At 50.1% G+C, this 18421-nt stretch carries 14 protein-coding genes; 4 read left to right on the top strand and 10 right to left on the bottom strand.

The features are described from left to right. Nucleotides 1-62 precede the first annotated feature (62 nt). Nucleotides 63-1172: an MFS transporter gene (locus tag GA003_14295; GenBank protein QXD27185.1), complete on the top strand. Its 1110-nt coding sequence runs from the start codon at nucleotides 63-65 to the stop codon at nucleotides 1170-1172. A 103-nt stretch (nucleotides 1173-1275) separates the two neighbouring features. On the opposite strand, the gene GA003_14290 is transcribed toward GA003_14295, so the two are convergent. The 6 genes from GA003_14290 to GA003_14265 form a co-directional block, all read right to left on the bottom strand. After that, nucleotides 1276-2106, bottom strand: a complete 831-nt coding sequence (locus GA003_14290) for a hypothetical protein (GenBank protein ID QXD27184.1) — start codon at nucleotides 2104-2106, stop codon at nucleotides 1276-1278. Nucleotides 2107-2114: 8 nt separating this feature from the next. Next, on the bottom strand, nucleotides 2115-2825 hold the full coding sequence (locus tag GA003_14285) for a haloacid dehalogenase type II (protein ID QXD27183.1): 711 nt from the start codon (nucleotides 2823-2825) through the stop codon (nucleotides 2115-2117). Then, nucleotides 2822-3925 (bottom strand): beta-propeller fold lactonase family protein, encoded by a 1104-nt coding sequence (locus GA003_14280; protein ID QXD27182.1) that lies wholly within the window; start codon nucleotides 3923-3925, stop codon nucleotides 2822-2824. The genes GA003_14285 and GA003_14280 overlap by 4 nt, the downstream gene beginning before the upstream one ends. A gap of 120 nt (nucleotides 3926-4045) precedes the next feature. After that, entirely contained in the window at nucleotides 4046-6565 is a 2520-nt protein-coding gene (locus GA003_14275) for a DUF1588 domain-containing protein (GenBank protein ID QXD27181.1), read from the bottom strand. Then, a complete protein-coding gene (locus GA003_14270) occupies nucleotides 6558-7823 on the bottom strand; it encodes a DUF1552 domain-containing protein (protein ID QXD27180.1) in 1266 nt (421 codons plus the stop codon). Before GA003_14270 ends, GA003_14275 begins: the two co-directional genes overlap by 8 nt. Before the next feature lie 316 nt (nucleotides 7824-8139). Next, a complete protein-coding gene (locus GA003_14265; protein ID QXD27179.1) occupies nucleotides 8140-9141 on the bottom strand; it encodes an SMP-30/gluconolactonase/LRE family protein in 1002 nt (333 codons plus the stop codon). Nucleotides 9142-9308: 167 nt separating this feature from the next. Here GA003_14265 and GA003_14260 point away from each other — a divergent pair, with 167 nt between their 5' ends. Continuing rightward, nucleotides 9309-10910 (top strand): sulfatase, encoded by a 1602-nt coding sequence (locus GA003_14260; protein ID QXD30445.1) that lies wholly within the window; start codon nucleotides 9309-9311, stop codon nucleotides 10908-10910. Nucleotides 10911-11060: 150 nt separating this feature from the next. On the opposite strand, the gene GA003_14255 is transcribed toward GA003_14260, so the two are convergent. Beyond that, nucleotides 11061-12191 (bottom strand): SMP-30/gluconolactonase/LRE family protein, encoded by a 1131-nt coding sequence (locus tag GA003_14255; GenBank protein QXD27178.1) that lies wholly within the window; start codon nucleotides 12189-12191, stop codon nucleotides 11061-11063. A gap of 186 nt (nucleotides 12192-12377) precedes the next feature. Here GA003_14255 and GA003_14250 point away from each other — a divergent pair, with 186 nt between their 5' ends. After that, nucleotides 12378-13448: a CehA/McbA family metallohydrolase gene (locus tag GA003_14250; GenBank protein QXD27177.1), complete on the top strand. Its 1071-nt coding sequence runs from the start codon at nucleotides 12378-12380 to the stop codon at nucleotides 13446-13448. Further along, nucleotides 13420-14832, top strand: a complete 1413-nt coding sequence (locus tag GA003_14245; GenBank protein QXD30444.1) for a sulfatase-like hydrolase/transferase — start codon at nucleotides 13420-13422, stop codon at nucleotides 14830-14832. Before GA003_14250 ends, GA003_14245 begins: the two co-directional genes overlap by 29 nt. A gap of 9 nt (nucleotides 14833-14841) precedes the next feature. Here GA003_14245 and GA003_14240 read toward each other — a convergent pair whose 3' ends face one another. From GA003_14240 to GA003_14230, 3 genes are all read right to left on the bottom strand, one after another. Continuing rightward, the gene (locus GA003_14240; GenBank protein QXD30443.1) at nucleotides 14842-15828 is read right to left on the bottom strand and encodes an ABC transporter permease; all 987 of its coding nucleotides are present in this window, start codon (nucleotides 15826-15828) and stop codon (nucleotides 14842-14844) included. 66 nt (nucleotides 15829-15894) lie between these two features. Then, nucleotides 15895-17409 (bottom strand): sugar ABC transporter ATP-binding protein, encoded by a 1515-nt coding sequence (locus tag GA003_14235; GenBank protein ID QXD27176.1) that lies wholly within the window; start codon nucleotides 17407-17409, stop codon nucleotides 15895-15897. Continuing rightward, the gene (locus GA003_14230) at nucleotides 17410-18405 is read right to left on the bottom strand and encodes a sugar-binding protein (protein QXD27175.1); all 996 of its coding nucleotides are present in this window, start codon (nucleotides 18403-18405) and stop codon (nucleotides 17410-17412) included. Nucleotides 18406-18421: the final 16 nt, after the last annotated feature.

Raw genomic sequence — 18421 nt, 5'->3', positions numbered from 1 at the left:
GCGTTGCTCTATTCGATTGGTTCCGAATGCTGGTGAGACTCACCTGAGTTTATCTTCTCCCCATGAACAACCGCCCCACCAACGTACGTTGGACCATCTTTGCTTTAGCTTCAATGACCTCGTTGATGTTGTACCTGCATCGTTACACCTGGGCGATTATCCGACCTGAACTGGAACGCGAGTATGGTTTTTCCAATACACAATTGGAGCATATATTTACCATGTTCAACTTTACCTATGCGTTCGGGAATCTTCCTGGTGGAATTGTGGCTGATCTTTTTGGGGCGCATGTGTTCTTGAGCTCTATCATCTTCGCCTGGTCGGCCTGTTTGATCGGGTTTGCCCTGGCAGGCTCCTTTTGGGCGTTTGGTGGATTGCGGCTCTTCTTCGGACTCGCTCAGGGGGGTGCCTATCCAAGTTTGACCAGCATCACCAAAAACTGGTTTCCCGTATCTTCCCGAACGTCGGTACAAGGATTTATCGCAGGGACGTCTGGACGTATGGGCGGAGCCTTGGCACCGATCCTCATGGCCACGGTTTTGATGGGATATTTTGGAATGAATTGGAGGACTGCGCTCATCGCCATGGCAGGTTTGGGTATTGTATTCGCAGCCCTGTTCTTCGTCATTGTCAGAAACCGACCCGAAGAAGATAAACGGGTCAATGAGTCCGAAGTAAAATTGATCCGGAAAGGTGAAGAGACGCAAAAAGCGGCCACGAGGGTGATGTCGTTCAAGAAGGCATTGAGTCGACGCAACTTTCAACTGCTTATTTTTCAGCAATACTGTAACGCAGGTGCAGATATTGTTTACACGTCCGTTCTGGGAAGCCTGTTTCTGTCTAAAGGCATTACGATAACGGAAATGGGAATCTATGCCAGTATGCCATTATTTGGAGGTGCTATTGGTGGTTTTGTAGGAGGTATTCTCAATGATGTGATGATCAAGACCACAGGCAGTCGGCGCTGGGGTCGAAGTATCATGGGGATCATGGGAAAAGGTACCGCGGCTCTTATTTTGTTTTTCGCCATAAAGCAAAGTAGTGTGGCTGGATTGGCTTGGGGATTGTTTTGTGTAAAGTTTTTCGCCGATTGGTCTCTGCCGACGATGATTGGTACATGTACGGATATTGGCGGAAAGCATCCTGCGACGGCTTTAGTATGGTTAATATGACCGGAAATATCGGCGCTCTTTCTACGCCCCTGGTGGTGGGTCCCCTGTTGGATCACTTTTCTACTATTGAATTGATTAATGGTGAAGCGACGCGGATCACCGACTACAATCCCATGTTTGCCCTAAACCATTTTTCCACGCTGGACCCCAGGCTAGTCATACGGCTAACCGAAGGGGGCGCACCGATGTAGTCTTCTATCATTTGTACCGCCGCTTCGGGTACGTCTACGGAGGTGTCTCGAAAGTTCGACATTTCTGGAGCGTGCGTTTCCACGTACTTAGTGATTTTGCCGACCATGTTAAAAAGTTCCCCGCTGTCATGCAGAGGTTGATAGTGCTTCAGCATGAGCTCGATGAAACCGGGCCAATGAATTAAATGTCTCCACAGTGTGGGGAGGGCAGTCGTCGGGAGATTAACGCCCAATGCTATGGTCCGCTCCAACAAAGACCAATTTTCGAGATCGATTTCCGCTTTCGAAAGCAAGGGTGGTAATTCTGGCCATTGAACCGTTGGTAATTTAACGGGGTCACCTTGTCTATAGCTTCCTTTACGAACGAGTGCGGTAAGCGCGATCAGATTCAGACTGTTTGAACGATTGTACGCGGCGAGAATTGAGCTGATCGGTCGAAGATCTGCCTCGTTAATACCAGCAGACATCAACTCATTAGTGGTGATCGCTTTTGGAATAGGGAGGTGTATGTCTGCTCTTAATTGTTTGAGCAACGCATCGGGTTGACCTGACAGGTAAATCGGCTTTGTCGCTGCCCAAGCTGCTTCAAGTCCACCCTCAATGGCATCTAGAGTTCGCCAGATAGACGTGACGAGAGGAATCTGCATGACTTCTCGGATCTCGGCAAAAATCTCCGCTGTCCTGCCAGTAGCTGCAGCTTCTGAAATGGCGTTTACGGGGTCGTGACCGTGTTCAGCAGACATGGCATCATTCAGACTCGAAGTTGCTCAGCCAGATTGAGGAAATCGGATGCATTCACATCTACGCTCTCATCAGTTTCGAGATCCGGTTTGTATTCACCGTCTCCGAATTCATCTGGGCGAGCTATAAAGGCTGTCGATAGACCGTTCTTCTTTGCATTTTGCAGATCCGTTAAGTGAGCCGCGGCAATCATCACTTCATAAGCTTTGAGTCCCAGGGTTTCAACGGCTCCCAGATACACACTCGCATCGGGTTTGTATGACCGATAGTTTTCTCCGCTCAGAACGATGTCCCAGGGTAGTCCGGCATGCTTTGCCAGATTCACCAGCAGTCCAATGTTACCGTTGGAAAGGCTGCCAATGATGAATTTCTGTTTAAGGCGTGTTAGGCCTTCAACCGAATCACGCCACGGGTCGAGTCGATGCCAGGCTTTGTTCAACTGGATGGTTTCCTCTTCGTTGAGATCATCCAATCCAAACTCGGGTTTAAGACTCTCGAGCCGCTCCAGGTGTAGTGCGTCTGCTGATACCCATTCTCGCTTTCCGTTCACCACGTCTTGAGTGCCGGTATAGTAGCCATCTCTCCAACGGTCTGCAAAGCGGCCCCAATCACCAGATATCCCTAGTCTGTTACCGACCTTAGAAACTTCGCGAATGATGGATCCACGCCAGTCCACTATGGTTCCGAAGACATCAAAGAGTATAGCTTTTACTTGATTCATGGTTGACTGACCACCCACCAGGGCGCGCCTTCTGTGTTGAGGGTCTGCGTGTGTTTGAGCTGTCCCTTCTCGTCGATGCGAAAAACCCGGAGTTTCCCGGATTGCTGCCCCGCCGCGATTAAAAAGTCTCCATCGGGTGTGATGTTGAACGAACGCGGAACTGGTTCCACGAATGTGTGCTGAATGAAACTCAGAGTACCATCTATTTCATCGATCGCATAACTGGCGATAGAGTTATGTCCTCGGTTGGCGATGTATACAAATTCGCCGGAGGGGTGGACTTCGATATCCGCCGTGGAGTTGTTGTCTGAAAATTCGGTGGGAAGGCTGGATAAGGTTTCGATGGTCGAGAAAGTGCCGTCTCTCGTATCCAGCGAGTAGGTGCTAATGCTACTGCCTTGCTCATTACTCCCATAAGCTATGCTGGAAGTAGGATGAAACCAGAGGTGTCGTGGCCCCGTGCTCGCTGCTCGTTGAAGAAATGGTGGATTGGTTGGTGTCAAATTACCGGTCCGGGTATTGATCTTGAATTGAAAGATTTTATTGGGCCGCGTGTGTGGGACAAAAAGATATTCGCCCTTGGGATCCGTTACCACTGCGTGGGCATTGGCATCGGTCTTGATCGTTTGGATTGGGTCTTGTGAAAGCGTACCGTCTTCATGGATACCGTATACATTGACCTGCCCGGCTTGGTAGTAAGAGCAGAATAAAAACTTTCCAGATTCGTGGACTCGGACGTAACCCGGATAGGATTCTGCACTTACTTCATTGAGCTGAGTTGCCTGCCCGTTTTCGTCCAGCGCGTAAGCAGTGATCTTGCCCAATTGCCGAATGGATACATAGAGGCGGTCACCAGCTTCGTTAAAACTAAAACATCCCGGAGGCCCGCTGGTAGGAATGTTGTTTTCGAGGCTCAGTGTTCCCGATTGTTCGTCGAGCGCGTAGACCTTCAGTTGGTTGGGATTCGATGTTGAAACGAAAACACGACTCGCATGAGCGGGAAGTGGAATAATGGAAAAAATTAACCACATCACGAGCGATAGCGAGAAGGCCTGACAATGGACACTACCGAGGTTTGCCGACAGTCTTAGAATGGACACGAATATAAAGAGAAGAGATCTAAGGTAATACATAATTAACGGTATTCGTGGTTAATTCCTGAACATTTTTCAGATGAAATTGCGGCATAGCAAGGATGCTATGGCCCTACCTGCCTATTCTCATTCCTCCCGGAACAGCGGACTGTGCGCCACGGCCGCAATCGTGTCGACGATACGATAATCGTTTTCAGCTGACTTCGCTAGAATCTTCTCGAGCTCCCAGTAGTTATTGGGTTCTTCGCCATTGGCGTAGGTGAGGAGCTTGGAAATGAAACAGCGGACAAAGCGATCGCGATTGGCCTCCGAGGACATCAAGGCACGGTATTCGATAATATCCTTATACTCGGTGCCATTGCGAAATTTCTCGGAGGAATCAACGGGGATGGGCTCGTTTTCCCAAGGTTTGGGAACGGGTGGCAGACCCAGAGATGCCAGGCGTTTGTCTTCTTCCGCAATTTTCTCGAGTTCTTTCTCAGAAGGGCGTTCCGCGATTTGCATGGTGTACGTGTCACGCCAGGCTCCCATAGGATCGAAGTTCTCAAACGCGTAACCGTAAGGATCAATGGCTCGGTGGCAGGATGCGCAGGTTTCATCAGCCGTGTGAGCGGCCAGAATCTCTTTGATGGTCTTTGCCTGCCGTACATCAGGCTCCTGAATGTTTACATCAGCCGGTGGGGGATTCGGATGAATACCCAACAAGTTTTCCATTACGTAGATGGCTCGGTGAATGGGGGAGGTGCCCAGACTGTCGGCGGTTAGCGTCAGGAAGGCACCCATGCCGAGCAGTCCGCCACGACGTCCATCCTTAAACGTGTATTTACGTAACTTGGAATCTTGAGGAACCCCTTGAACATCGTAGACCTTGGCTAAGTCGGCATTGATGAATGAATAGTTGGCCGACAGAAATTCTGGTATCGGAATATTCTTATCGATCGCATGTTCGAAAAAGGCCACGGCCTCATCCACCATATCCTGGCTGACGCGTTTGCGATCGTAGAGTGGGAAATGTTCCGGATCCGGAGCCATGAAGTTGATGCGATCCAGTTGTAGCCAGGCCTGTGAAAATTCCTTTAAGAATTCTTCGGCTTCGTTTTTACGGAACTGGCGTTTGACCTCGTTACGCACTTCTCGATAACTGTCGAGACCTCCTTTACGGGCAGAAGCGAGAGTCCGTTCATTGGGGATGGTGCTCTTAAGGAAGTAGCTGAATTTGGATGCAAATCGTTCGGCAGCTTCTCCGTCTTCCGAATTGACAAGGAGAAAAGAGGGAGAGACCAGGATGGCCACGATGCCTTCCTTGAAAGCACCAATGGTACCCAGGTTTTTGGCACTGGATTGGACCAGACCTATTATGGCATTGAGTTCACCCTCGCGTACCTCTCGGCGCCAGGCCCGTTCGGCAATGGGACGTAAAATGGTTTCCGCATTTTCAATCGTTGGGTTCTTCCCAAGGATTGCGATATGGCGTTTGGGCGGCCAGCTTTCATAGAGAGGGCCTTCGATTTCTGCGCCAAAAAGACGAGGGCGCGGTCCCTGCCAGTAGTCCATCCAGTGTACCCAATGGCTTGGAACGTCCTTTCTGGATTTTGCAACGGGCACTTCTTCGCTAACGACATAGTTATAGAGGTCCTTGTTTGTCTCTTTGAGGAAGTCGTGTGCGATTCGATATTGAAACTTGAAGTTACCATTGCCCCTCATGCGTAGGCCGTCCGTCTTATGGGAGAGCAATAACCTTGTACCTTCGGCGAGCCACTCATCGATTTCGTAGGTCCCTGCTGTCCCATCTCGCAGGTCGAATGTGTGATTCCTGTCCCCGAGTTCCACGCCAAGTTGAATGGGATCTCCGTGATACATACCGGTTTCTTCGGCATCGTAAATGCCTCGATCTATGCCTGCTGCCTGGATCTTGATGCGGTAGCGACCCGATTCTGGTATGGTCTTGAAATTTTCAAAGAAGGCGCGGAGCCTGATATCCAAAATCTCAATACTATCCTCAGTACGATTGTCGCGTTGGTAGCGGTTTCTTTGGGACGGGTTTGTGACCTTGAGATGCTCAACACCAACCGTGTATTTTTGAGTCTTAGGTTGAGGGCCTTCAAAAAGCGTGGCGTCCAGGATGCGACGAAGGGAGGTGATGTATTGCTCTAGATGATACTGGCTTAATCCTAATGCGTCGGGATTGGTGTCGAATCCATCTTCCAAGGTATCACCCAGAAGGTTGGCGACCGGTTGATGAGTCCCGACATCTTCGATGAGCAACACGTGGGCCACGCTGTTTGCCAGCTCCCGGTTGTTGAGACGGCGTGGCGAAGAGCGGTGTGGCGCAGAGTCTTGTTCGTGGTAATCTCTTATCTTTTGCCTCAGAAACAGTATCAAGCGCTCACGATCAGCTTCCGAGAGCTCGCTCTTTTCAGGGGGAGGCATCTCGTTGGTGGTTACGAAGTCCAAACTGTCCTCCCAGAGGAAAAAATTGTCGTAGTCCGGGCTCTTACCCAAATAGTTCAGACTGAGGTCACCTTTGAGATCCTCATCATTGTGACATTTGCCGCAATGGGTCTCCATGAGAGCCTCATTGGCTAGAGTCGTGGAGCTGGTGGCTATGGAAGCAACCAGCACAAATGGTAAAATAGACTTAGGCATTGGAGGGAAGGTCGAAAGCACCAGTGCTGGTGTTGAATTCGTCCTGTTCGATGCCGAAGCGTTGCTGCAGGGTGACGTAAAGATTACAGAGCGGCATGTTCTTACCAGCGCTGTTGCGTGTGTCGACATGGCCCTTGTGCTTGAATCCGCCTCCAGCGACCAGGATAGGAAGATTGCGATTCGAGTGAGTGCCTCCATAACCCATACCACTTCCAAAGAGAATGACGGTATGATCGAGCATCGTTCCATCCGCATTGGGCTCTTTGATCTCATCCAGTCTTTTCATTAGACGGCTGAGCTGAGAAACTTGGAACGATTCGATGGCGACCAGTTCGTCGATCACTTCCTGCTTCTTCCCATTGTGAGTACAAGCGTGGTAACCACGTGTTACGCCATCGACGTCGGTGTAACTCAACTCATTCGGAAATGCCACGGTGGCTACCCGGGTCAGGTCCGTTTGGAACGCATAGCCGATCATGTCGAAGATGGCGCTGTAGCGATTTTTCACCGTGACCTCGTAACTGTTAAAATGCTCGGAAATATCGTACTCGGGTTTGTCCTTATCAATCCAATTGGCTCGATCTGAGAATGCTCCTTCCAATTCGCGCACGGACGTTTCGTATTGGTCGAGTCGTTCCTTGTCAGTATTGGATCCGTTGCGCTTCAGGGTCGATAATTGATCACCCACCGCATCTAGAATACTTCCGTTGCGTTCAATGAGTTCCCGTCGTGTTTTGCGTTCCTTCGTTGTGAGATTGAGGAAGAGGTGATCGAAGAGTTTTTGTGGATCCGTGTAAGGTTTGACCTCTACGCCATTGGAATTCCAGCTCATACGAATGCCACGTTCGAGGGCGGCGTTGATATAGGGGAAGCGGACTTGGGAACTGGTTCTACGGGCAATCAATTGATCGATCGAAATGTTCTTTTCCGGATAGGCTCCGGCGGTCTCAGGAAGAATCCCATTCAAGAATGCAATCTCCCGTCCATGCCCACTGACCATGCCATGGTCGGTGTGGGAAAGGATGGTCAATCGATCTCGGATCCATTCCAAAGACTTCAAGGTCTTGGACATGGTATAGTCCTGTCCAAATTCGCGAGGAAAGAAATTTTCTGGATGTGCACCCAGCGGATTTCCAACTACCAGGAAGCGGGTAGGGGCTTGAGCAGCTGCGCTGCTACCGAAAGAAAAGGAATCGAGCATCGGTAGCGCAAGGGCGCCACCCATACCTTTCAAAAACGTGCGTCGATTGATGTTCATATAGGGTAATTGCTTAGTGGAGACAAACGTCGCTGAGCGGCGTCTTTCGTTAGGGTTACTCCGTATGGTAGAGCAATAGTTACATTTTTTGACACTGGTGTGTCAAATGGGCTATTACTTGATCCGGACCGCTCGGCGATCGTTCTCTACCTTCCTTTTTATTGTATGGCCAGCGGTGGTAGGGACGCATCGCCGAGGCGTCCGTCCAATGGATCTGAGCATTCCACGGTCTATGGACCGTGACTACAGTTGGGACGTTTTCTTTCTGACTCCAAGTAGCGACGGTGGTGACACCGTCGAATTTTATATAAACCGCCTACTCAATCTCTATACTGAACAACCGTTGTCCTGCCGTAATAAACAGTGTGTTCCCATCTTCGCCCCCGAAGGTGCAGTTGGTAATGTTATCCTGTGGGATCGGTATAAAGCGCTGCAGTCCTTTTCCGTTCGGATCGATTACATAAATACCGGCCTTGTATTTACGTGGTTCGGGAACGGGTGCATGGTTGAAGTTCCAACCGGCTGTCACATAGAGGTTTCCATCCTTACCGACTGCCATGCCATCAGGACCACGGTCAATTCCAAGACTGCTTCGCCAATCAAAGAGCTGCTTCTGGGTAGAGGTATCCAGATCCCCATTCTTTTTTAAAGCAAACCGCCACAGCTTACGATTCCCTTTGGGCATGCCTCCGGCGTTGTCTGCAACGAAGAGAAACTTTTCATCGGATGAAATCGCAATCCCGTTGGGACGATCAATTTCGTGCGTCAGAATTTGTGTGACCGATCCATCCGGATCGATTCGGTAAACCCCTTCAATGGATTTCCCATCCTTGTCAAAGATCTCCTTGCCGGCCTGCGGGCCGTAACGGGGGTCGGTAAAAAAGATACGTCCCTTCGAGTCGATGGCTAGGTCGTTGGGCGCGTTATAGCGATTTCCTTGATAGTTGTCGGTCAGGTAAACAATGGTTCCATCAGCTTCGGTTCGCGTAATGCCTCGAACGCTGTCTGCAATGCCACCCTGACAGGCAATGAGTCTATTCTCATTGTCGAAGGCCAGTCCGTTGGCATGCATCGATGGACTGCGATAGACTTGCACCGCCCCCGAAGCATCGCGACGCATGATGCGGTTATTCAATACATCGGTGAAGAACACACTTTTTGAGGGCGCATGCCACGCGGGCCCTTCGGTGAATGCAACATTCCCTTCCACCTTCAATCCGGAATTGTCTCCTGCTGCCATGACCGTTTCTTCGGTGGCAGCCTGGTTTGTAAAGGGGAAAGAAATCAGCGCGAATAGAGCAGCGAATCGAGAAAACATGGATTAGGACTAAGGGATCGCTGAGTGGACGGTCAAGCTCCGCAAGATTCATCTCCAACACTGAATTGAAACGCTCTCCGTCGAAATGTGTATAGATTCCGATTTCTATTGCTGGTAAGGTTATGAGTACCGCAATATTCACCAATCGTTTCCTTAAGACTCATACCATGAGGATATTCTTCCTCTATTTCTTATGCGCTTCTAGCGCGTTTGCTTCTAGTAAGCCCAATATCCTATTTATCGCTGCTGATGACTTACGACCGGAACTAGGTTGTTATGGATCGGACATAGCGATAACACCGAATCTGGATGCCCTGGCTGCAGAGGGGCTTCTGTTCAATCGCGCCTATTGCCAGGAAGCGATTTGTAGTCCTTCGCGAGCCAGTCTCATGACAGGTGCACGGCCTGATACGATTGGTGTGATTGAAAACTACACCTATTTCCGGGATGCCAATCCCGATATCCTGACGCTTCCCCAGCACCTGATCGCTAACGGTTACGAAACCACTTACGCTGGTAAAATTTATCATGGAAGATTCAACGATCCGGACCTCTCTTGGAGTCGCGAAGCTGTTAAGAATCTGCCAGGCATCAAACGTCCGGTATCTTACGCAAAGAAGGAGAATGTAGAGATTGCGGCTAAGAACCGGGCAGATGCAGCCGCCAATTACGATGAGAAGGCGCGCCAGGGCCTGGGCAACGGACCGGCCTATGAAGCGGGTGACGTACCTGATCATGCCTATACCGATGGTTACGATACGCTGCGGGCGATCGCGACCATGAAGGAAATGGTTAAAAATGATAAACCTTTCTTCCTCGGGCTGGGTTTCAAAAAGCCGCACCTGAACTGGATCGCTCCCCAAAAGTATTGGGACTACTATGATGCCGAGGACATCGAATTAGCTGAGCATCAGGAAGCGCCGAAGAATGGAGCGGCCATGGGCTTACATGCCTCGTTTGAACTCCGTGTGCGTCATGGCATACCCAAGGATGGTCCCATTGGTCCGGAGCTCTCACGCACCCTTCGACATGCCTACCTCGCTTGCACCAGCTATATCGATGCGCAGGTAGGGCTCATGATAGATGCACTGGAAGAAGCAGGTGTTCGAGATAATACCATTATCATCTTTTGGGGAGATCATGGGTGGCACCTGGGAGATATGGGCGTGTGGGGGAAGGCCACCAATTACGAAATCGGTACTCGTGTGCCCCTCATGATTTCGACACCAGACATGTCTGATGAAAACAGAGGCAAAAAGACCGATGCCCTGGTTGAGCTCATTGATATGTATCCGACCTTGTGCGAGCTCACAGGGGTTGACCTTCCAAGTCATTTGGAAGGTACCAGTTTTGTCCCATTGATTGAAAAACCGGATCGTGCTTGGAAGAAAGCAGCCTTCAGCCAGTTTCCAAATCCTGCCCTACGCGAGTGGGCTGCCAATCCACTTTCCCAGGGAACGCGAGAAACCTTCTTTGGACCACTCATTGAAAAAGTGGAAGCGAGGATCATTCAGCAACAGGGTGACAAATGGGATCGCGAGTTGTTTGAGAATGATTTGATGGGTTATGCGATGCGAACGAATCGGTACCGCTTTGTAATCTGGAAGGACTACCTGGATCCAAGTGCGGAACCACTCTTTATGGAACTGTACGACCATAAGAATGATCCTTCTGAGACGAAGAACATCGCAGACAGACGACCGAAGGTGGTGGAAACGTTGTTAAAACAATTCAATGCAGGTTGGAAGGCGGCAGTGCCGAAGCGCTAAATTATTTGTAGGAGCAATTGTTGTTCGCTTCGCTGTCGCCTGACGGCTCGGTAAAATCGCGACTCGAAAACTACAAGCATTCCAGGTCGCGAACAAGTTTGCTCCTACAGAAAGATATAATGTGCAGAGTTTCCTGCCGGCGAGTGCTTGCTACGCGATATGTGCCCCTTTGGTTTCCACATAGACCGAATAGAGCGAGGTGCTTCCGGTCATAAACAGGCGGTTGCGCTTGGTGCCTCCGAAGCAGACGTTGCTGCAGATTTCTGGTAGAATGATTTGTCCTATGCGATCTCCATCGGGTGCGAAAATGTGGACTCCATCATAGCCGTCACCGACCCAGCCGGCACTCGACCAGATGTTACCGTCCTCATCGGCGCGGATACCGTCTGCGATGCCGGATACCGTTTCGCCATTTAATTCCATTTCCATAGAAGCAAAGGTGCGCCCATTTGATAGGCTTTTGGAATCAACCACATCCCAGACTTTGATTTCTCCCTTCGCGTCTTCGTAATGACTGACACCTGAATCAGCTACGTAGAGCTTCTTGTAATCCGGGGAGAAGCAGAGGCCGTTGGGTTTAAATATCTCATCCGTAACCTGGGTCAATTCCCCCGACTTTCCATCGATACGATAGACCGCTTCCTTTTGCATAGGTTGTATCGATCCGGTGTTCATGCGGGTGCCTTCATAGTTCATGAGACCGCCATAGCCTGGATCCGTGAACCAGATGTCGCCGTTTGGATGCACCACGGCATCGTTGGGAGCATTGAGCGATTTCCCTTTATAGCTTTCTGCCAGGGTGGTGACGCTGCCATCGTACTCGTAGCGAACCACTCGTCGGGTGCCATGCTGGCATGAAATCTGGCGGCCCTGGTAATCGAAGGTATTCCCGTTACTGTTTTCACTCGGGTGTCTGAAGTTGCTGACTTCTCCATTTTCCTCCAGCCAACGCAGTTGGATATTGTTTGGGATATCACTCCAGACGAGGTAGCGACCGACGCCGTTCCAAGCCGGGCCTTCTGCCCAGAGCATGTCTTCACTGTGATAAAGGCGCTGGATATGAGTCGTGCCTAGCTTGTATTTGCCGAAGCGAGGATCGATTGCGACTACGTGTGGATCCGGGTAACGTACGGGAGGTGCCTCGGCATTGTAGCTTCGAGCAAATGCTGTTGAGGCTAGCCCTGCGGAAAGAAATCCGAGAAATGAGCGGCGGTTCAATTTTGTGGGCAGGGATGCTTTGTTTGCTGCCAGTGGAAATGACGAATTTGATGATTTGCTCATAGGAAAAGTGTCTTATCCTTGAATGGGGTAGTCAATGTTCAGTCTTTTCTAATGGGTAGGCTATTCAATATTCATGGTCTAAAGACTGGCCGGACCTTTGTCATTTGATAGTGTGTTTCTTATTCCCTGGTTGATATTCCAAATGCGGAATGATTGAGTTACCTTACTGAACCTCTAAGCAATTCTATGATCCGATCTCTAATAACTCTGCTCCTTGTTCTCTCTTTCTTTGGCTGTTCTCAAAAAAAAGAGTGGTATAAGGGGAATACACATACGCATACGGTTCTCTGCGGACATGCCGATTCGACGCCTGAGGCAGTTACCAAGTGGTACCACGATCGCGGGTACAACTTTCTTGTGCTTTCCGAGCACAATATCTTTATCGATCCGGCGGATGTGAAAATGCCGGATAACAAGCGGGATGACTTTATACTCATTCCTGGCGAGGAAGTAACTGGAGGAGGCCACGCACACACAACCGCTCTCAATACGGTCGGACTTGTTGATCCTGCACTGGAGCAACGTGAGGGGGCTTCTAAAACGGAGGTTATTCAAGATCATGTGGATGGAACCATTGAACAGCATGGTCATGCTATTTTGAATCACCCGAACTTTCGCTATATGAATACGACCGAGGACATTCGTCCGGTCCAGGGCCTTCATATGTTTGAGCTCTTTAATGGACATCCCCAGGTAAACAATTTTGGCAATGATGAGCACATCTCAATTGAGGTGATGTGGGATCAATTATTGTCCGACGGAATGTTGATTTACGGTGTGTCCTCAGATGACGCGCACAACTTCCTGAAGCTAGGCCCTGATGTTTCGAATCCCGGTCGCGGTTGGGTGATGGTTCGGTCAGGTTCGCTGACTCCCGACGCGATTGCGGAGGCCATGTATCACGGAGACTTTTATGCGACGAGTGGAGTGATGCTGAGCCAATTGGATTCCGGCCAAGGAGGGATTTCTGTAACTGTGGATGAAGAGGCGACCAACCGTGAACTCGAAAGTACTTTTGTAAGTGGTCACAAAGTAGACGAAGGAGAAGCGGGTTACGTAATCGAGTTTATCGGTGACGGGGGCGAGGTTTTGAAAGAGGTCAAGGGTGTTAGCGCTTCTTCTGAGGTTTCGTCCGCTAGTTCTTATACCCGTGCTAAGATAACCTTTACTCGGAAATCCACCGACGGTTTTGAAAACTTTTATTGTTGGACCCAGCCCGTCTTCACCGATGGCAGGCAACATTACGACCATGATTAGATTACTTGTATTGCTTCTCTGTCTCGCGAGTTCCTTGGTAGCAGCGGACAAGCCCAACATCATTATCGTCATGGCGGACGACCAGGGGTGGGGTGATATGGGCTACTACGACCATCCCTATGTAAAGACGCCGAACTTCGACGATATGTCGAGGAACTCACTCAGGTTTGATCGATTTTATGCGTCGGCCCCTGTTTGTTCGCCGACCCGTGCAGCTGTTCTGACAGGACGAAATCCCAATCGTGTAAATGTCCTCAATCATGGCCGTTCGATGCGACCTCAGGAAACGACGATTGCCGAGGCGTTGAAAACAGTGGGGTATGCCACGGGTCACTTTGGCAAATGGCATGTGGGGTCTTGCCAACCTACCAGTCCGGTCAATCCCACTAACAGTGGTTTCGATACCTGGCTATCCACGCCCAACTTCTATGATCTCGATCCGGTAATGAGTCGTAATGGTATTGCTGAGCAGCTGAAAGGGGAGAGCTCGATGATTGCGATAGAAGCAGCCTTGGACTTTATCCGTCAGCATGCTTCTGACGGCACCCCCTTTTTCAGTATTGTCTGGTTTGGTTCGCCGCACAGTCCCTTTGATGCGCTGGAAGGCGACAAACAGTTATACAACGGTGAACACATGGCTGAATACTATCGCGAAATAACAGCGATGGATCGAGCGTTTGGGAAATTGCGGAATGAACTTAAAACTCTGGGTATCGCTGAAAATACGTTGCTTTGGTACACAAGCGATAACGGAGGACTGAATGAAGAAACGTCCGGAGGCCGGATGAAAAAGGGTTCGATTTATGAAGGGGGCCTTCGAGTTCCTGCCATGATCGAATGGCCAGCACGATTACCCAAAAGTAGAATCACCGATGTGGTTAGCTTTAGCTCTGATATTTATCCAACCCTGGTTGAGCTGACAGGAGCCCAGGTTGATAATCAGTATCCACTCGATGGAATCAGTCTCGTTGACTTGATCTATGGGAAAATGAAAAAGCGAGAGTCCGGTATTGGTTTCTGGCGATACCCATACCCGGGGCGACTCACCTACGCCGATCGGATGATGATCGCTCTTATGAAAGCACAAGAAGCTGGCCATGAGTTCGATCCTGAGGGTCGACTCGACTTGGATGCAGCTGAGATTAAAGAAGTTTTTCCAGAAGACCAATTCCCGGGCCATGCTGCCTGGTTAGAGTTTCCTTGGAAACTACACCGGATCGTTAATGGGGATAGCCAGCACTTTGAACTCTATAACTTAGAATCTGATCCGGAGGAAACGACTAACGTGTCACTGGACAACAGCGACCGTGTTAGGCGTATGGAGGATTCCTTGAAAGCCTGGCAGACTTCAGTGATGCAGAGTCTGAACGGGAAGGATTATTAGAATACAGTCCTATCCCTCTTGTTTCTGCTTCTGAGCCGCCCGCTTTCGGGCAACCGCTCGTTTAGCCAACTCGTCGACAATGACACCGCCAAGGATCACCGCACCAATGACGGCAAACTCGGCCCGTTGAAAACCGAGGAAGGCCATGTTCATCATGTTCCGCAGGACGCGGAGTAGGGCAGTGCCGATGATGACACCGATGATGGTTCCCGATCCTCCTCGAAGGCTGCAACCACCAAGCACGGCTGCTGCGATGGCGTAGAGTTCGTAGAAGTTTCCGAAGTCAACGGGCTGAGCCAGATTGAGATCCAATACAAAAAGGAGTCCTGCCAGACCGGCCAAGCCAGAGCAAATAACATAGGCCAGCGTGATCATACGGTCGGTATTGATACCGCTGAACTTGGCTGCTTCCTCGTTGTTGCCTAAGGCTAGGAGGTAGCGGCCATAAATGGTGCGATTTAAGAAGATGCCTACGGCGATCGCGATGACGATAAGGATGACAGCCGGGAAGGGGATTCCGAATCCAGGAAAGAGTGGAATCTCACCGGTAGCTATCCAGCGCAGACCTTTCAGATCATTTCCGAATCCAGCGGTTTGGTCGCCGGTGAACCCTCGTGTGACACCTCGATAAATGAGCAGTCCGCAGAGCGTAACGATAAAGGGTTGGAGTCTGAGCTTGGTGATGAGAAGACCGTGACTAAGTCCAATCAGCATGGAAATGACAATTGCCAAGATGAGGACAATCCAGGGTGACCAACCTTGATCCGTAATGAGCCATGGTACTCCGACGCCTACCAGGCAGACAACTGAGCCGAGCGATAGGTCGATTCCACCTGTGATGATGACTAGAGCGACTCCTATTCCCAAGATGCCGAACAACGAGGTTCGACGAATTAGATTCTCTTGATTGTAGGCACCAACAAAGTTCGGGTTGATAATTGCGGTGATGATATAGACCACCATGAGTAGCACAAAAATGCCGAGGACACGTTTCATCCCTTCGCTTTGGGATCCGATCAACTTTGAGAAGAAGGTCTTCATAGTTTTAAAGTGATTGTTTTGTTAGGCAGCTTCTGTGTTACCGGTTGCGAGTTGCATGATGGCTTCCTCGCTGAGTTGTTCGCGGGTGAGTTCACCTGTCATTTGTCCTTCGTGCATGACGAGTGTGCGGTCGGACATTCCCATGATTTCCTCCAGTTCGCTTGATACAAATAGTATGGCGACTCCGCTTTTCGCGAGGTCTTCCATGAGTCCGTAGATTTCCTGTTTCGCTCCTACGTCGATACCGCGAGTGGGTTCATCGAGTAGTAGGACCCGTGGTTCCATTGCGAGCCACTTTCCAATGACAACCTTTTGTTGGTTACCGCCAGATAGGTATCGAACGACTTGTTTTTCACTGGGGGTCTTTACTCGCATTTGCTGAATCATGAGTTGGGTGATTTCTCCCTCACGTGCGTCGTTCATGAAAATGCCATTGGGGCTTTCGCGTTTGAGACTCGCTAATCCCATGTTTGCACGGACTGACATTTCAAGAATAAGACCCTGCAGCTTCCGATCTTCCGGGACGAGGGACATTCCGGCATTGATGGCTTCCTCTGGAGATTGAGCATCGATGCTTTTGCCAGAAATCAGAACCTCTCCTCCTACATTCGGTGTCACTCCAAATAGGGTAGCCAACAATTCAGTTCTGCCGGCTCCGACCAATCCAGCCATCCCAACAATCTCTCCGGCTCTTAATGAAAAATTCAATTCATGGGTTGGGTGAACCGGAGAGCGAAGATTCTTAACCTCTAAGGCCACCTCGCCAGGTTTGTGAATGGTTCTTGAGTAAAATTGTGAGATGTCGCGTCCGACCATAAGTTTGACCATGGAATCGTGATTGATGTCCTCCCGCGGAAGGTCACCCGCATTTTCCCCATCTCGTAGTACGCTCACGCGGTCCGCTAACTCTTTTGCTTCACCTAAGCGATGGGAAATATAGATAACGCTTACCCCGCGTTTCCTCAGGTCCTTAATCACATCGAACAGCGTCTCTGTTTCCTTTTGAGACAAGCTGGAGGTGGGTTCGTCCATGATGAGGACACGAGCATCCACCGATAGTGCTTTGGCAATCTCAACGAGCTGCTGACGGCCAATGGTTAAATCGCCTACGATGATATTAGGATCCACATTCAGACCCACCATCTCCAGATAGCATTTTGACCTTTCGTAGATAGTGGCTTCATCGATCAATCCTCGTTTCTTAGGTTCGCGGCCTAAGAAAATGTTGGCGCCCACACTGAGGTTGGTTGCCATATTAAGTTCCTGGTGGATCAAAGCGATTCCGTGTTCGAGTGCATCTTGAACACCTTTAATCTCAACGGACTCACTGTCTAAGAGAATTTGCCCTTCATCCGCTGGCTGAACGCCCGCCAGGATTTTCATTAAGGTGCTTTTTCCCGCACCGTTTTCACCCAGAAGGGCGAGGACTTCGCCACCCTTTAATTGCAGGTTTACATTATTCAGTGCTCGAACGCCTGGAAAACTTTTTCCAATGCCGCGTACTTCGAGAAGCTGTTTTGAAGTATCAGAGCTCACTTACTTGCCAAGCTTGACCTTCAGGTCGGCCCAGAATTCCTCAACGTTGTGTTTCTTAATTTGCCTGGCGTCGATGTTGATAAAATTGTCTGGTCCGGCTCCTGTGTCGCGACCTTCGTGAAGGGCCTTGAGCACCTCAATCGATTTGTAGCCATACATGTAAGGGTTCTGGACTACCGTTCCGTGCACGTCGCCGTCAATGATGCCCTGCAAGGTGAGTTCGGCTTCATCAAAACCGATAACCTGAACGTCTTTGAGGCGACCCGCCTGTTCCAGGGCTTCAATAATGAGCGGTGGGTTGTAGGCAAAGAGTCCTACCATGGCACCGACGTCTGGATTGCGGGCCAGTGTGTCCTCGGCGTTTGCTTTAGCTTTCGCTCGGTCAAACTGATCGGTCAGGGTCCCAAGAATGGTATAGCCGTTTGCGGTGATTGGACTGCCTGGTGGGTCGAAGCGAGAAGGGTCGTGTGAGCGTCCGAGAACCTCGTCAATGACTCCCTGGCGTCTGCGACGCGCATTATCCTGCTCCATTCTGCCAATTAGAATCATGACTGATCCGCCATCCGGAAGGGCCTCTACCACGAGCTTTCCGCATTCCCGTCCGGCATCGTAGTTGTCCATGCCGATATAAACCTGTCGGTCCGATTCAGGTGCATCTGAATCTTGAGTGATCAAAATGGTTTGGGCGGCCACTTGATTTAGAAAATCGGTCTGGTTTGCTGAGTCGATCGGTGAGACTGCGATTCCGGTAGTTCCGCGGGTCATCAGATCCTCCAACATGCTTTTCTGTTCCACTGCTCCAGCGGCAGGCATTAAGACATCGGCATGCACCCCCAGGTCAGCAGATGCGGCTTTCACTCCGCTTTCGGCAATCGTCCAAAATGGATCTACTCCATTAGACACGAAGGCAAAACTGACTTTGTCGCTGCTGGAGGAACCACCGCCACAACCAGCGATCAGGAGTAATGAGGTGAGAAGAAAGGTATTTTTTATCATAAAGAATGGAGTAATG

Source organism: Opitutia bacterium ISCC 52 (assembly GCA_014529675.2).
Taxonomy (GTDB): Bacteria; Verrucomicrobiota; Verrucomicrobiia; order Opitutales; family UBA2995; genus UBA2995.
This window is presented reverse-complemented; position numbering and strand designations above follow the sequence as displayed.

Bases quoted from the DNA above. Each gene is read 5' to 3' on its own strand.
- GA003_14295 (QXD27185.1), top strand. From the start codon at position 63: ATGAACAACCGCCCCACCAACGTACGTTGGACCATCTTTGCTTTAGCT.
- GA003_14290 (QXD27184.1), bottom strand. From the start codon at position 2,106: ATGTCTGCTGAACACGGTCACGACCCCGTAAACGCCATTTCAGAAGCT.
- GA003_14285 (QXD27183.1), bottom strand. From the start codon at position 2,825: ATGAATCAAGTAAAAGCTATACTCTTTGATGTCTTCGGAACCATAGTG.
- GA003_14275 (QXD27181.1), bottom strand. From the start codon at position 6,565: ATGCCTAAGTCTATTTTACCATTTGTGCTGGTTGCTTCCATAGCCACC.
- GA003_14270 (QXD27180.1), bottom strand. From the start codon at position 7,823: ATGAACATCAATCGACGCACGTTTTTGAAAGGTATGGGTGGCGCCCTT.
- GA003_14265 (QXD27179.1), bottom strand. From the start codon at position 9,141: ATGTTTTCTCGATTCGCTGCTCTATTCGCGCTGATTTCTTTCCCCTTT.
- GA003_14260 (QXD30445.1), top strand. From the start codon at position 9,309: ATGAGGATATTCTTCCTCTATTTCTTATGCGCTTCTAGCGCGTTTGCT.
- GA003_14255 (QXD27178.1), bottom strand. From the start codon at position 12,191: ATGAGCAAATCATCAAATTCGTCATTTCCACTGGCAGCAAACAAAGCA.
- GA003_14250 (QXD27177.1), top strand. From the start codon at position 12,378: ATGATCCGATCTCTAATAACTCTGCTCCTTGTTCTCTCTTTCTTTGGC.
- GA003_14245 (QXD30444.1), top strand. From the start codon at position 13,420: ATGGCAGGCAACATTACGACCATGATTAGATTACTTGTATTGCTTCTC.
- GA003_14240 (QXD30443.1), bottom strand. From the start codon at position 15,828: ATGAAACGTGTCCTCGGCATTTTTGTGCTACTCATGGTGGTCTATATC.
- GA003_14230 (QXD27175.1), bottom strand. From the start codon at position 18,405: ATGATAAAAAATACCTTTCTTCTCACCTCATTACTCCTGATCGCTGGT.